Annotated in this window: 20 protein-coding genes; 19 read left to right on the top strand and 1 reads right to left on the bottom strand. The window is 56.6% G+C overall.

All coding sequences use genetic code 11. The annotated features are described in order from the left end of the window. Window positions 1–28: 28 nt before the first annotated feature. The 3 genes from Q0O99_RS00220 to ubiA all read left to right on the top strand — a co-directional run bounded on the left by Q0O99_RS00220 (window position 29) and on the right by ubiA (window position 2,765). The gene (locus Q0O99_RS00220; protein WP_293747325.1) at window positions 29–1,012 is read left to right on the top strand and encodes a tripartite tricarboxylate transporter substrate binding protein; all 984 of its coding nucleotides are present in this window, start codon (window positions 29–31) and stop codon (window positions 1,010–1,012) included. A gap of 5 nt (window positions 1,013–1,017) precedes the next feature. Continuing rightward, complete coding sequence (locus Q0O99_RS00215; protein ID WP_293747323.1) at window positions 1,018–1,797, top strand: SDR family NAD(P)-dependent oxidoreductase; 780 nt, start codon at window positions 1,018–1,020, stop codon at window positions 1,795–1,797. 116 nt (window positions 1,798–1,913) lie between these two features. Next, complete coding sequence (gene ubiA / locus Q0O99_RS00210; protein ID WP_293747321.1) at window positions 1,914–2,765, top strand: 4-hydroxybenzoate octaprenyltransferase; 852 nt, start codon at window positions 1,914–1,916, stop codon at window positions 2,763–2,765. Window positions 2,766–2,801: 36 nt separating this feature from the next. On the opposite strand, the gene proC is transcribed toward ubiA, so the two are convergent. Next, window positions 2,802–3,626 carry a pyrroline-5-carboxylate reductase gene (gene proC / locus Q0O99_RS00205; protein ID WP_293747319.1) on the bottom strand — a complete coding sequence of 275 codons (825 nt, stop codon included), beginning with the start codon at window positions 3,624–3,626 and terminating at the stop codon, window positions 2,802–2,804. Window positions 3,627–3,714: 88 nt separating this feature from the next. Between proC and glpK the strand changes: the two genes are divergently transcribed. From glpK to rpsD, 16 genes are all read left to right on the top strand, one after another. Continuing rightward, window positions 3,715–5,217, top strand: a complete 1,503-nt coding sequence (glpK, locus tag Q0O99_RS00200) for a glycerol kinase GlpK (RefSeq protein ID WP_293747317.1) — start codon at window positions 3,715–3,717, stop codon at window positions 5,215–5,217. A gap of 258 nt (window positions 5,218–5,475) precedes the next feature. Continuing rightward, on the top strand, window positions 5,476–5,844 hold the full coding sequence (gene rplN, locus Q0O99_RS00195; protein WP_108354459.1) for a 50S ribosomal protein L14: 369 nt from the start codon (window positions 5,476–5,478) through the stop codon (window positions 5,842–5,844). Window positions 5,845–5,853: 9 nt separating this feature from the next. Further along, window positions 5,854–6,174 (top strand): 50S ribosomal protein L24, encoded by a 321-nt coding sequence (rplX, locus tag Q0O99_RS00190; RefSeq protein ID WP_108354460.1) that lies wholly within the window; start codon window positions 5,854–5,856, stop codon window positions 6,172–6,174. A 2-nt stretch (window positions 6,175–6,176) separates the two neighbouring features. Continuing rightward, entirely contained in the window at window positions 6,177–6,716 is a 540-nt protein-coding gene (gene rplE, locus Q0O99_RS00185; protein WP_293747311.1) for a 50S ribosomal protein L5, read from the top strand. Between the two features lie 8 nt (window positions 6,717–6,724). Continuing rightward, window positions 6,725–7,030 carry a 30S ribosomal protein S14 gene (gene rpsN / locus Q0O99_RS00180; protein ID WP_293747684.1) on the top strand — a complete coding sequence of 102 codons (306 nt, stop codon included), beginning with the start codon at window positions 6,725–6,727 and terminating at the stop codon, window positions 7,028–7,030. An 18-nt stretch (window positions 7,031–7,048) separates the two neighbouring features. Further along, window positions 7,049–7,444: a 30S ribosomal protein S8 gene (rpsH, locus tag Q0O99_RS00175; RefSeq protein WP_293747309.1), complete on the top strand. Its 396-nt coding sequence runs from the start codon at window positions 7,049–7,051 to the stop codon at window positions 7,442–7,444. 13 nt (window positions 7,445–7,457) lie between these two features. Continuing rightward, window positions 7,458–7,991 (top strand): 50S ribosomal protein L6, encoded by a 534-nt coding sequence (rplF, locus tag Q0O99_RS00170; protein WP_293747682.1) that lies wholly within the window; start codon window positions 7,458–7,460, stop codon window positions 7,989–7,991. Between the two features lie 11 nt (window positions 7,992–8,002). Next, on the top strand, window positions 8,003–8,368 hold the full coding sequence (rplR, locus tag Q0O99_RS00165; RefSeq protein ID WP_293747307.1) for a 50S ribosomal protein L18: 366 nt from the start codon (window positions 8,003–8,005) through the stop codon (window positions 8,366–8,368). Window positions 8,369–8,385: 17 nt separating this feature from the next. After that, window positions 8,386–8,904, top strand: a complete 519-nt coding sequence (gene rpsE, locus Q0O99_RS00160) for a 30S ribosomal protein S5 (RefSeq protein WP_019429274.1) — start codon at window positions 8,386–8,388, stop codon at window positions 8,902–8,904. A 14-nt stretch (window positions 8,905–8,918) separates the two neighbouring features. Next, window positions 8,919–9,101, top strand: coding sequence for a 50S ribosomal protein L30 (gene rpmD / locus Q0O99_RS00155; protein ID WP_293747304.1), 183 nt, complete (start codon window positions 8,919–8,921; stop codon window positions 9,099–9,101). A 10-nt stretch (window positions 9,102–9,111) separates the two neighbouring features. Beyond that, on the top strand, window positions 9,112–9,543 hold the full coding sequence (gene rplO, locus Q0O99_RS00150; protein ID WP_293747302.1) for a 50S ribosomal protein L15: 432 nt from the start codon (window positions 9,112–9,114) through the stop codon (window positions 9,541–9,543). Between the two features lie 22 nt (window positions 9,544–9,565). Next, window positions 9,566–10,885 (top strand): preprotein translocase subunit SecY, encoded by a 1,320-nt coding sequence (gene secY, locus Q0O99_RS00145; RefSeq protein ID WP_293747300.1) that lies wholly within the window; start codon window positions 9,566–9,568, stop codon window positions 10,883–10,885. Window positions 10,886–10,989: 104 nt separating this feature from the next. Next, the gene (rpmJ, locus tag Q0O99_RS00140) at window positions 10,990–11,103 is read left to right on the top strand and encodes a 50S ribosomal protein L36 (RefSeq protein WP_028820150.1); all 114 of its coding nucleotides are present in this window, start codon (window positions 10,990–10,992) and stop codon (window positions 11,101–11,103) included. Between the two features lie 24 nt (window positions 11,104–11,127). Continuing rightward, a complete protein-coding gene (rpsM, locus tag Q0O99_RS00135; RefSeq protein WP_019429278.1) occupies window positions 11,128–11,493 on the top strand; it encodes a 30S ribosomal protein S13 in 366 nt (121 codons plus the stop codon). 19 nt (window positions 11,494–11,512) lie between these two features. Continuing rightward, on the top strand, window positions 11,513–11,917 hold the full coding sequence (gene rpsK, locus Q0O99_RS00130; protein WP_019427456.1) for a 30S ribosomal protein S11: 405 nt from the start codon (window positions 11,513–11,515) through the stop codon (window positions 11,915–11,917). 87 nt (window positions 11,918–12,004) lie between these two features. Next, complete coding sequence (gene rpsD / locus Q0O99_RS00125; RefSeq protein ID WP_062407211.1) at window positions 12,005–12,628, top strand: 30S ribosomal protein S4; 624 nt, start codon at window positions 12,005–12,007, stop codon at window positions 12,626–12,628. Window positions 12,629–12,649 lie beyond the last annotated feature (21 nt).

The following is a 12,649-nucleotide window of genomic DNA, read 5'->3' as shown; positions in this document are numbered from 1 at the left end:
ATTGCACACACGCACAACAGGAGACAACATGAAAAATTTGAATCGTCGGCATTTGGCCACATGGGCTCTGGCCATTCTGGGCCTGAGTTCGGCCATGACAGTGGGTGCACAGGAGTGGGCGCCGACCAAGCCCGTGCGCATCATCGTGCCCATCACCGGCAGCACCAACGATGTGCTGGCGCGCTTGATCGCCCCCAAACTGCAAGAAGTTTTCGGGCAGCCCTTTGTGGTGGAAAACAAACCTGGAGCAGGTGGCAACATTGGCGCCGACATGGTGGCCAAAGCCGCACCCGACGGCCACACCTTGCTGATTGGCTACAACGGCCCATTGGCCATCAATGTCAGTTTGTTCGACAAAATGCCCTACGACCCGGTCAAGGATCTGGCCCCCATCACCTTGATGGTCAAAGCGCCGCAATACCTGGTGGTCAACCCGGCCTCGGGCATCACCAGCGTGAAGGACTTTGTCGAGAAGACCAAGGCCAACCCAGCCAAGTATTCTTACGGCTCGGTGGCTTTGGGCAGTGCCTCGCACCTGACCATGGAAATGTTCAAGTCGGCGGCCGGGTTCCACATCACCCACATCCCCTACCGTGGCGCTGGGCCTGCGGTCAGTGATTTGATAGGCGGCAACATCCAGGCGGGGTTCTTTGTGCCGGGCAATGTGCAGCAGTTTGCCAAGGAGGGGCGCTTGAAGTTATTGGCGACTTCGGGCCTCAAGCGCTTTGCCAGCACGCCCGACATTCCCACCCTCAGCGAGTCGGGTTACCCCGACTTCGAAGCCACCTCATGGATTGGTTTTCTGACCACGGGCGGCACGCCTGCGCCCATCATCGAGCGCTACAACCGCGAGATCGTGAAGATCGTTCGTTCGCCCGAGATCACCAAGCGCTTGCTGGACATGGAGTTTGAAATTGTGGCCACCACGCCCAACCAGTTCCGTGACTGGATTGGCTCGGAAATCAAACGCTGGGGCAAAGTGATCAAAGACACCGGCACCAAGGCGGAGTGAGCGGCATGGGGCAGCCACGTTTGCAAGGCCAAGTGGCGCTGATCACCGGGGCCGGTTCGGGCATCGGGGCAGCCACCGCCCATGTGTTTTGCCAAGAGGGTGCGGCGGTGTTTTTGGTCGATGCCGACGCGCAGGGCCTGACGCGCACACACCAAGCCCTTTTGCAGGCTTTTCCGAATGCCCAGGTGCGCTGCCTGGCGGCGGACGTGACCGATCGCGCCTTGGCTTTGCAAGCGGTGGACGACTGCGTAGCGGCTTTTGCAGGCTTGGATATCCTGGTCAACAACGCTGCCATGCGCAACTATTCGCCAGCCGCGGAGGCCACTTCGGCCGAGTGGCTAGCCATTGTGGGCGTCAACCTGGTGGGCATCACGAATTATTGCCATGCTGCTTTGCCGCACCTGCGCAGCACCGGCCACGGCAGCATCGTGAATGTGTCTTCCTGTTATGCCGTCAAGGGGCGCAAAGGCATGGCCTTGTACGACGCCACCAAAGCCGCGCAACTGGCCTTGACCCGGTCCTTGGCGTGTGAAGAGGCGGCGCACGGTGTTCGCGTCAACGCGGTATGCCCCGGCTCAACGCTGACGGATTTCCATGTCGCACGCGCACAAAAAATTGGCAAAAGCGTGGAGCAACTCAAGACCGAACGCAAAGACAGCTCTTTGTTGGGTCGCTGGGCCACCCCTGAAGAAATTGCCTGGCCGATTTTGTGGATGGCTTCGTCAGAGGGCTCGTTCATCACCGGCAGCACCTTGGTGGTGGATGGCGGCTTGCACATCGTTTGATGCAGATGGTGATCGGGTCGGGATTGGCGCGTTCGAGCCCGTTGCCGTCTGCGGCTTGGCCGATGACTTGAAGCCGCAGGCACTGCATCGCTTGATTGGGGACGGATAATTCGTGGATGACCCCCAAAATCAAGCTTTACTTGGACCTGATTCGCTGGAACCGACCTGCCGGCTGGCTGTTGTTGTTGTGGCCGACTTTGTCCGCCTTGTGGGTGGCTGCTGGCGGTTTTCCGGGTTGGCATTTGTTGGCGGTGTTCACGCTGGGCACCGTCCTCATGCGCAGCGCTGGGTGCTGCGTCAACGATGTGGCTGATCGCGAATTTGACAAGCACGTCAAACGCACGGCCTCACGCCCAGTGACCAGTGGACGTCTGAGCGTCAAGGAGGCGCTGGTTTTGGGAGTGGTGCTGGCGCTGCTGGCTTTTGTGCTGGTGCTTAGCACCAACCGCGCAACCGTGGCCTGGTCGTTTGCCGCTTTGGCGGTGACCGTGGTTTATCCCTATGCCAAACGCTTCGTGTCCATGCCACAGGCGGTGTTGGGGGTGGCCTTCAGTTTTGGGATTCCGATGGCTTTCGCCGCGGTCCAAAGCGAAGTGCCGACACTGGCCTGGGGCTTGCTTTTGGGCAATTTGTTTTGGGTGCTGGCTTACGACACCGAATACGCGATGGTGGACCGCGATGACGATCTGAAGATCGGCATGAAAACCTCGGCCATCACCTTGGGCAGATGGGATGTGGTCGCCATCGCGGTCTTCTATGCGGCCTTTTTGGTTTTGTGGGCGCTGTTGTTGGACGTGTCCGAACGCGGTGCTTGGCTTTGGGCGGGTTGGGCCGGTGCGGCCGCGCAGGCGATGTGGCATGTGTGGCTGATCAAGGACCGCAGCCGCGAGGGTTGCTTCAAGGCCTTTAGGCTGAACCACTGGGTGGGCTTCAGCGTGTTTGCGGGCTTGGTCTTGTCTTACACCTGATGTCCAGCGCCACTGGCAGGGATTGTTGACCCACGTTCAGGCCTTGCCAAATTCATCACCCAATTCGCGGGCGCGTTGCTCAGCCGCCTGCATGGCGCTCACAAAAGATGGTTTGATGCCGGCTGCTTCCATCGCGCTGATGGCTGCATAGGTGGTGCCGCCTTTCGAGGTGACCCGCTGGCGCAGCACTTCGGGCGATTCATGGGACGCCGCCGCCAAGGAAGATGCGCCCGAAAACGTGGCCACCGCCAGTTGATAGGCCTGTTCGGCACTCAGGCCCATGCCCACGCCCGCTTCGGTCATGGCTTCGAGGAAGAAAAACACATAGGCAGGGCCGGAGCCCGACAAGGCGGTCACCGCGTCCAGCAAAGATTCCTGCTGCACCCACAGGTATTGACCGGTCGTGCCAATGACTTGCGCCACCAGTTGCTGGTCGGTCGGGGTGACCGATGGGCAGGCAAACAAGCCGGTAACGCCCTGGCCCACCAGTGCCGGGGTGTTGGGCATGCAGCGCACCACCCGATCTGTGCCGACCCAGCGGGAAATGCTGTCGGTGCGGATGCCCGCCGCCACCGACAGGTGCAGCGCGCCTCGGGTGTAGGGCATGACCGGGGCGGCGGCTTCGCTGAAGATTTGCGGCTTGACCGCCCAGACCACCAAGTCCGCACCGGCCAAAGCAGGGCCTGCAACGGACAGTGCGGTGATGCCAAAGTCCTTGAGCAGTTTGTCGGCGGCTTCGGCAAAGGGTTCAACCACGGTGAATTGATCGGGTCTCATGCCTTGGCGGATCAGGCCTCCCATGATGGCGCTGGCCATGTTGCCGCCGCCGATAAAGGCCATGTGATTCGCAAAAGAAGTCATGGTGTCAGTCTCTCAGGTGTCTGGGTTGAAAGGTCAATCGGGGAATTGTCGCTGTTTGTCTGAGCGGCTTTGCGCTAATCTTGCGGGCATGGATTACATGCTCTCAATTGACCAAGGCACCACCAGCTCTCGGGCCGTGGTGTTTGACCATGGTGGCCGGGTGGTGGCCATGGCACAGCGCGAATTCACCCAGTTTTTCCCGCAACCGGGGTGGGTTGAGCACGATGCCAACGAAATCTGGCAAACCCAATTGGCTGTCCTGCGCGAGGTGCTGATGCATGCGGGCATCACGGCCCGCCAGGTGCGTGCTCTGGGCATCGCCAACCAGCGTGAAACCACGGTGCTGTGGGATCGCCAAACGGGTGAGCCCGTGGCCCCGGCCATCGTTTGGCAGGACCGGCGCACCACCGGATTTTGCGAGGCCCTGCGCGCTGCAGGCCACGCCCCGGGCATCGCCGCCAAAACCGGCTTGGTCATTGATGCTTATTTTTCAGGCACCAAGCTGGCGTGGCTACTGGACAATGTTCCGGGGGCCCGATTGCGGGCCGAGCGGGGCGAATTGGCCTTTGGCACCGTGGACAGCTGGTTGATGTGGCAGTTGACGGGCGGGCGGGTGCACGCCACAGAGCCCAGCAATGCCGCTCGTACGCTGCTTTTCAACCTGAAAACCGGCACCTGGGATGAGGACATGCTGGCGCTGCTGAACATTCCACACGCTGTTTTGCCACAGATATTGCCCTCATGCGGCCTGGTGGCCGTGACCGATACCCAATGCTTGGGGGGCAGTGTGCCCATTGCGGGCTGGGCGGGAGATCAGCAGGCGGCCCTTTTCGGTCAGGCCTGCTTTGCGCCCGGTATGGCCAAAAACACTTATGGCACGGGCTGCTTCATGCTGATGAACACGGGCGATCAGCCTGTGGCCAGTCAACACCAATTGCTCAGCACCGTGGCCTGGCAAGGTCCAAGCACTGCGCTGCGGCCCTTGGCCTACGCCTTAGAAGGTTCGGTGTTCATGGCTGGGGCCACGGTGCAGTGGTTGCGCGACGGATTGCAGATCATCGACAGCGCGGCCCAGGTTGAAGCCCTGGCTGCCAGCGTGCAGGACACGGGAGATGTCTTTTTGGTTCCCGCTTTTGCCGGATTGGGCACGCCCGACTGGGATGGCCAGGCCAGGGGCACCTTGGTGGGCATGACCCGGGGGACGGGGCGGGCGCACATTGCCAGAGCTGCTTTGGAGGCCATTGCCTTGCAGACGGCCGATGTCTTTCGTGCCATGAGCGCTGACAGTGGATTGGCGCTGACCGAGCTGAGGGTGGACGGAGGTGCCAGCAAAAACGACTTGCTGATGCAAATTCAGGCGAATGTGTTGGGCGTGCCGGTGGTGCGCAGCCACATCAGTGAGACCACGGCGCTCGGGGTGACGTATCTGGCGGGGCTGGCCATCGGGTATTGGTCAGGCGCAGAGGAGTTGACTGCGCAGTGGCAAGAGGAGCGGCGATTCTTGCCGCAATGGCAGGAATCCCAAAGAATGGCCCATGCGCAGCGTTGGCGAGAAGCCGTGGCTCGCTCACGATCGTGGGCTCAAAACTGAAACATGAGGGGGGTCGGCAGGACTCACCCTGGCGGTTCAACGCCAAAGCGCTGGCTTAAAAACAGGAAAATTTCGTCAACATGTTGTACACGACATTTTTTCTGGCATAATCGTGGGCTTCGCCTTTCAAAAGGCGCAGTTATCTGCCCAAACAGAAGCTCAGCAAGTGGTTTGCCGAGTGTATGACGGGTCCAAGACTGATTCCTGCAGGTTGGCTTTTCGGCCAGTTTGCTAGGAGTACAAGTTGGGAACAAAGAAATGATCCAGACAGAATCTCGGTTGGATGTGGCCGACAACACCGGCGCCAAGTCCGTGCTGTGCATCAAGGTGCTCGGCGGGTCTAGGCGTCGTTATGCAAGTGTTGGCGACATCATCAAAGTGAGCATCAAAGAAGCCGCCCCGCGTGGTCGCGTCAAAAAAGGCGAGATCTACAGTGCTGTGGTGGTTCGCACTGCCAAGGGCATCCGCCGTGGCGATGGCTCCCTCATCAAATTCGATGGCAACGCAGCCGTGTTGCTGAACGCCAAGTTGGAGCCTATTGGCACCCGCATCTTCGGTCCGGTCACGCGTGAACTGCGTACCGAGAAGTTCATGAAGATCGTGTCCCTGGCTCCTGAAGTACTGTAAGGACGCGCCATGAACAAGATTCGCACAGGCGATGAAATCATCGTCATCACAGGTCGGGATAAGGGCAAGCGCGGCAAAGTCACCGCCCGCGCAACCGACTCCCATGTTTTGATCGACGGTATCAATATCGTAAAAAAGCACGCCAAGCCAAACCCCATGAAGGGCACAACTGGCGGCATCATCGAAAAGGCCATGCCGATTCACCAGTCCAATGTGGCCATTTTCAATGCCGCAACGGGTAAGGCAGATCGAGTGGGAGTCAAACTGCAGGCTGACGGCAAACGCGTTCGTGTTTACAAGTCCAGCGGCGAAGAAATCAAGGTGGCATGAGCATGGCACGTTTGCAACAAATCTTCCGCGAAAAAATCGCACCTGACTTGACAGCCAAATTCGGCTACAAGTCACCTATGCAGGTTCCTCGCATCACCAAGATCACCTTGAACATGGGTGTGTCTGAAGCGGTCGCTGACAAGAAAGTCATGGACCACGCGGTGAGCGACTTGACCAAGATTGCAGGTCAAAAGCCTGTGGTCACCAAGGCCAAGAAAGCCATTGCCGGCTTCAAGATTCGTGAAATGCAGCCAATTGGTTGCATGGTCACTCTGCGCGGCGTTCAGATGTATGAATTCCTTGACCGATTCGTGACCGTGGCTTTGCCACGTGTGCGTGACTTCCGCGGTATTTCTGGTCGCGCTTTCGATGGTCGTGGCAACTACAACATCGGCGTCAAAGAACAGATCATTTTCCCTGAGATTGAGTACGACAAGGTAGATGCCTTGCGCGGTCTCAACATCAGCATCACCACCACGGCCAAGTCTGACGAAGAGTGCAAAGCACTTTTGGCAGCTTTCCGCTTCCCCTTCAAGAACTGAGGTGTCACGTGGCTAAAGTAGCTTTGATCGAGCGCGAGCTCAAGCGTGAAAAATTGGCAGCCAAGTACGCAAAAAAATATGCGGAATTGAAAGCCATCGCCAACGATTTCAAGCGCAGTGATGAGGACCGTGCAGCTGCCCGTATGGGTCTGCAAAAGCTCCCGCGCAACGCCAATCCGACCCGCCAACGCAACCGCTGTGAAATCACCGGTCGCCCACGTGGTACGTTCCGTCAATTTGGTCTGGGTCGCGCCAAAATCCGTGAAATGGCCTTCGCTGGCCATATCCCGGGCGTGACCAAAGCCAGCTGGTAATCGGCAGGAGATAACAACATGAGCATGAGTGATCCTATTGCCGATCTGTTGACCCGCATCCGCAACGCACAAATGGTGGCAAAAGCTGCCGTGATGGTGCCTTCTTCCAAAGTGAAGGTGGCCATTGTTCAAGTGCTGAAAGATGAAGGCTACATTGATGGCTTCCAAGTCAAAACCGAAGATGGCAAAGCCACCCTCGAAATCGCCCTGAAGTACTACGCTGGCCGTCCGGTTATCGAGCGTATTGAGCGCGTGAGCCGCCCCGGCCTGCGTGTTTACAAAGGCCGTGATGCCATTCCCCAAGTCCAAAACGGTTTGGGCGTGGCCATCGTCACCACCCCCCAAGGCGTGATGACCGATCGCAAAGCGCGTGCAGCCGGTGTCGGCGGCGAAGTGCTTTGCTACGTCGCTTAAAGGGAGAAAAAGAATGTCCCGCGTAGGAAAAATGCCTGTGACCATCCCCGTTGGTGTGGATGTGTCAGTTAAACAAGATCAAATCAGTGTCAAGGGCTTGGGTGGTCAACTGGCCATCGCATCCAACATGCTGGTGACTGTGACCAACGAGGGCGGCAAATTGAGTTTTGCCCCAGCCAATGATTCACGCGAAGCCAATGCCATGAGTGGCACCATGCGACAGCTGGTGAACAACATGGTGAATGGCGTGACCAAGGGCTTCGAAAAGAAGTTAAACCTGGTCGGCGTGGGCTACAAGGCGGCAGCATCCGGTGCCAAATTGAATCTGGCTGTTGGTTATTCACACCCTGTCAACATTGAAATGCCTGCGGGCATCACGGTGGCCACCCCAACCGCGACTGAAATCGTGATCAAGGGTGCCGACCGTCAACGTGTTGGCCAAATTGCTGCTGAGATCCGTGCTGTTCGTCCTCCTGAGCCTTACAAAGGTAAGGGCATCCGTTATTCGGATGAGAAGATCACGATCAAAGAGACCAAGAAGAAATAAGGAGCTGCACCATGTTGACCAAGAAAGAGCAGCGTCTGCGTCGTGCGCGACAAACACGCATCCGCATTGCACAGCAAGGCGTGGCCCGTTTGACCGTGAACCGTACCAACTTGCACATCTATGCCAGCGTTATTTCTGGTTGCGGCACCAAAGTTTTGGCGAGTGCATCCACTGCCGAGGCCGAAGTGCGCACGGCCTTGGGTGCGGTTGGCAAGGGTGGCAATGCCGCCGCTGCCGCAGTCATTGGCAAGCGCATTGCTGAAAAAGCAAAAGCAGCTGGCGTCGAGAAGGTCGCCTTCGACCGTGCAGGTTTCGCTTACCACGGTCGTGTCAAGGCTTTGGCCGAAGCAGCCCGCGAAGCAGGTCTGCAGTTCTAAACGGATCGGAGTAACAAATGGCTAAATTTACAGCAAAACCGCAGAGCGACGGTCCGGAAGACGGTCTGCGTGAAAAGATGATCGCGGTGAATCGCGTGACCAAGGTGGTCAAGGGCGGCCGTATCCTCGGTTTCGCAGCTTTGACCGTGGTCGGTGACGGCGATGGTAAGGTGGGCATGGGCAAGGGCAAATCGAAAGAAGTGCCAGCGGCTGTGCAAAAAGCGATGGAAGAAGCCCGTCGTAACCTCGCCAAAGTCCACCTCAAAAATGGCACCATTCACCATGCCGTGCACGGCCACCACGGTGCTGCCCGCGTGATGATGGCACCAGCGCCAAAAGGTACTGGCATCATCGCTGGCGGTCCTATGCGTGCTGTGTTCGAAGTGGTGGGCATCACGGACATCGTGGCCAAGAGCCATGGTTCATCCAACCCCTACAACATGGTTCGTGCCACATTGGACGCCTTGTCCAACTGCACAACAGCCTCCAACGTGGCTGCCAAGCGTGGCAAGTCCGTTGAAGAGTTGTTCGGCTGAACCGGAGATCGAACATGACGACACAATCAACCGTGAAAGTCCAATTGGTTCGCAGCCCAATTGGCACCAAAGTTACTCACCGCGCCACAGTTCGTGGATTGGGTCTGCGCAAGCTCAACTCCGTGAGTGAGTTGCAGGATACGCCCGCTGTGCGCGGCATGATCAACAAGATCAGCTATCTGGTCAAAGTTCTCTAAGAGGCCGATGATGGAACTCAATAGCATCAAGCCTGCAGAAGGCTCCAAGCACGCACCACGCCGAGTTGGCCGTGGTATTGGCTCCGGTCTGGGTAAAACAGCAGGCCGTGGTCACAAAGGTCAGAAATCCCGTTCGGGTGGTTACCATAAAGTCGGTTTCGAAGGCGGTCAGATGCCTTTGCAGCGCCGTCTGCCCAAGCGCGGATTCAAATCACACTTGCTGAAGTACAACGCAGAAATCACACTGACCACTTTGTCCCGTTTGGATTTGGCGGAAGTGGATGTTTTGACACTGAAGCAAGCCGGTCTTGTTTCACAAATGGCCAAAGTGGTCAAAGTGATCAACACGGGTGAGTTGACCAAGGCTGTCAAGTTGACAGGCATCGGTGCAACTGCGGGTGCAAAGGCAGCCATTGAAGCTGCTGGCGGCACCGTGGTCTGAAACTTGATGGACGAGACACAACGTGGCAACCAACGCTAATCCAACAGCCAAAGCAGGAAAGTACGGTGACTTGCGTCGTCGACTGGTCTTCCTGCTGTTGGCGTTGGTGGTCTACCGTATCGGAGCGCACATTCCTGTGCCCGGCATCGATCCTGACCAGCTCAAGCAGTTGTTCAACGGTCAACAGGGCGGCATTCTGAGCTTGTTCAACATGTTCTCAGGCGGTGCTCTGTCTCGCTTCACTATCTTTGCTTTGGGCATCATGCCCTACATCTCTGCTTCCATTGTGATGCAGTTGATGACTTACGTTGTCCCTACGTTCGAGCAAATGAAGAAGGAAGGCGAATCAGGTCGTCGCAAGATCACCCAGTACACGCGTTTCGGCGCTTTGGGCTTGGCACTTTTTCAGTCGTTCGGTATTGCCGTTGCGTTAGAAGCCTCTGCTGGTTTGGTGATCAATCCCGGAATGGGCTTTCGCATGACGGCGGTGGTCAGTTTGACGGCCGGAGCGATGTTCCTGATGTGGTTGGGTGAGCAGATAACAGAGCGTGGTCTGGGCAACGGCATCTCGATTCTCATCTTTGCAGGTATTGCTGCAGGTTTGCCTAGCGCATTGGGTGGTTTGTTTGAGCTGGTTCGGACGGGTGCGATGAATCCTCTGATCTCGGTGTTGATCATCGTGTTGGTGGGATTGGTTACTTACTTTGTGGTCTTTGTCGAACGCGGTCAACGCAAGATCCTTGTGAATTACGCACGCCGCCAAGTGGGCAACAAGGTGTACGGTGGTCAATCTTCGCACCTGCCCCTCAAGTTGAACATGGCCGGTGTGATTCCCCCGATCTTTGCTTCCTCTATCATTCTTCTGCCTGCCACTCTGATTGGTTGGTTCAGCTCAGGATCATCTGAAAGTGTCGTGGTTCGGTTCTTCAAGGATGTGGCCAGCGCGCTGGCGCCAGGCCAGCCGATCTACGTGATGTTTTACGCTGCCGCCATCATTTTCTTCTGCTTCTTTTACACAGCGTTGGTTTTCAACAGCCGTGAAACAGCCGATAACCTGAAGAAGAGCGGCGCTTTCATTCCTGGCATTCGCCCGGGTGATCAAACAGCCAAATTCATCGACAAGATCTTGTTGCGTTTGACCGCAGTGGGTGCAGCCTACATCACTTTTGTGTGCTTGCTGCCTGAATTTTTGATTCTGAAATACAATGTTCCGTTTTACTTTGGTGGCACTTCTCTGCTGATCATCGTGGTCGTGACCATGGATTTCATGGCTCAAGTGCAAAATTACTTGATGTCACAACAATACGATTCGCTTCTGAAAAAGGCGAGCTTCAAGTCCTGACCGACTTGTTGAAAGTTTGGTAATGAACCCTGAGCTCTGGCGAGGGGCCATATTTTTCACCTGGCCTGTGAAGTCTGGGTATCGATGAGTTTTAGGAGAGAACCATGAGAGTTTCTGCTTCGGTGAAAAAAATTTGCCGTAATTGCAAAGTCATCCGCCGTAAAGGCGTTGTTCGTGTGATCTGCACCGATCCACGTCACAAGCAGCGTCAAGGCTGATTGAATTAGTTTTAGAGGACGAAAATGGCACGTATCGCTGGCATCAACATTCCGCCGCACAAACATGCTGAAATTGGCTTGACTGCCATTTTCGGTATTGGTCGCACCCGGGCTCGACAAATTTGCGAGGCCTCCGGCATCGCTTATTCGAAGAAGATCAAGGACTTGACCGACGCAGACCTGGAAAAAATTCGCGACCAGATCGCAGTGTTCACCATTGAAGGTGACTTGCGCCGCGAAACCACCATGAACATCAAGCGTTTGATGGACATTGGTTGCTACCGTGGTTTCCGCCACCGTCGCGGTTTGCCCATGCGCGGTCAGCGTACACGTACCAACGCACGGACTCGCAAGGGTCCGCGTAAAGGTGCTGCGGCTCTGAAGAAATAAGCAGAATTGAGAAACCACCATGGCAAAAGCACAATCCAACAGCGCCGCACAACGTGTTCGCAAAAAAGTCCGCAAGAACATTGCTGACGGCATTGCTCACGTGCACGCTTCGTTCAACAACACCATCATCACGATCACCGACCGTCAAGGCAACGCCTTGTCGTGGGCTTCATCGGGTGGTCAGGGCTTCAAGGGTTCGCGCAAATCGACACCTTTTGCAGCTCAGGTCGCTTCTGAAGTGGCTGGCCGTGCTGCCCAAGAACAAGGCATCAAAAACCTAGACGTCGAGATCAAAGGCCCCGGCCCAGGTCGTGAGTCTTCGGTCCGTGCCTTGGGTGCACTGGGCATCCGTATCACATCGATCGCCGATGTGACACCGGTTCCCCATAACGGCTGCCGCCCTCAAAAGCGCCGTCGTATCTAAGTTTTAAATCAAGCCCACCGCCAGGCCATGCTTGCATCGCCTGGCTCCCGCATTTATGGATGCGGCAGCTGAATAAAGGAAAATCAAGTGGCACGTTACCTCGGCCCCAAGGCCAAACTTTCACGCCGTGAAGGCACGGATTTGTTCCTCAAGAGTGCACGGCGCTCCATTGCGGACAAGTCCAAATTCGACTCAAAACCAGGCCAACACGGCCGCACTTCAGGTCAGCGGACTTCAGACTACGGTTTGCAGTTGCGCGAAAAGCAAAAAGTCAAGCGCATGTACGGTGTGCTCGAAAAGCAATTCCGCCGTTATTTTGCAGAAGCTGACCGCCGCAAGGGCAATACAGGCTCAAACCTGTTGGCGTTGCTTGAATGCCGCTTGGACAATGTGGTTTACCGCATGGGTTTTGGCTCTACACGTGCAGAAGCCCGTCAGATGGTGTCTCACAAAGCGATCACCGTGAATGGCCAGTCCGTGAACATTCCTTCTTACCTGGTCAAGGCCGGTGATGTGGTGGCGGTTCGCGAGAAATCCAAGAAGCAAAACCGTGTGGTTGAGGCGCTGCAATTGGCCGCTCAAGTGGGTATGCCTGCATGGGTCGAAGTGAATGCTGATAAAGCAGAAGGCACCTTCAAGAAAGTGCCTGACCGTGACGAATTTGGTGCTGACATCAACGAATCGTTGATCGTCGAACTGTATTCACGTTAATACACTGTTTCAATCGTTCCC

The organism is Limnohabitans sp. Rim8 (assembly GCF_945901735.1).
Lineage (GTDB): Bacteria > Pseudomonadota > Gammaproteobacteria > Burkholderiales > Burkholderiaceae_C > Limnohabitans_A.
The sequence above is the reverse complement of the archived record's forward strand: the minus strand, read 5'-3'. Positions and strand labels throughout refer to the sequence as shown.

Bases quoted from the DNA above. Each gene is read 5' to 3' on its own strand.
- rplE (WP_293747311.1), top strand. From the start codon at position 6,177: ATGGCACGTTTGCAACAAATCTTCCGCGAAAAAATCGCACCTGACTTG.
- ubiA (WP_293747321.1), top strand. From the start codon at position 1,914: ATGACCCCCAAAATCAAGCTTTACTTGGACCTGATTCGCTGGAACCGA.
- rpsM (WP_019429278.1), top strand. From the start codon at position 11,128: ATGGCACGTATCGCTGGCATCAACATTCCGCCGCACAAACATGCTGAA.
- rpmD (WP_293747304.1), top strand. From the start codon at position 8,919: ATGACGACACAATCAACCGTGAAAGTCCAATTGGTTCGCAGCCCAATT.
- rplO (WP_293747302.1), top strand. From the start codon at position 9,112: ATGGAACTCAATAGCATCAAGCCTGCAGAAGGCTCCAAGCACGCACCA.
- glpK (WP_293747317.1), top strand. From the start codon at position 3,715: ATGGATTACATGCTCTCAATTGACCAAGGCACCACCAGCTCTCGGGCC.
- rplR (WP_293747307.1), top strand. From the start codon at position 8,003: ATGTTGACCAAGAAAGAGCAGCGTCTGCGTCGTGCGCGACAAACACGC.
- rpsH (WP_293747309.1), top strand. From the start codon at position 7,049: ATGAGCATGAGTGATCCTATTGCCGATCTGTTGACCCGCATCCGCAAC.
- rpsK (WP_019427456.1), top strand. From the start codon at position 11,513: ATGGCAAAAGCACAATCCAACAGCGCCGCACAACGTGTTCGCAAAAAA.
- rplX (WP_108354460.1), top strand. From the start codon at position 5,854: ATGAACAAGATTCGCACAGGCGATGAAATCATCGTCATCACAGGTCGG.
- Q0O99_RS00215 (WP_293747323.1), top strand. From the start codon at position 1,018: ATGGGGCAGCCACGTTTGCAAGGCCAAGTGGCGCTGATCACCGGGGCC.
- Q0O99_RS00220 (WP_293747325.1), top strand. From the start codon at position 29: ATGAAAAATTTGAATCGTCGGCATTTGGCCACATGGGCTCTGGCCATT.
- rplF (WP_293747682.1), top strand. From the start codon at position 7,458: ATGTCCCGCGTAGGAAAAATGCCTGTGACCATCCCCGTTGGTGTGGAT.
- rpsE (WP_019429274.1), top strand. From the start codon at position 8,386: ATGGCTAAATTTACAGCAAAACCGCAGAGCGACGGTCCGGAAGACGGT.
- rpmJ (WP_028820150.1), top strand. From the start codon at position 10,990: ATGAGAGTTTCTGCTTCGGTGAAAAAAATTTGCCGTAATTGCAAAGTC.
- rplN (WP_108354459.1), top strand. From the start codon at position 5,476: ATGATCCAGACAGAATCTCGGTTGGATGTGGCCGACAACACCGGCGCC.
- proC (WP_293747319.1), bottom strand. From the start codon at position 3,626: ATGACTTCTTTTGCGAATCACATGGCCTTTATCGGCGGCGGCAACATG.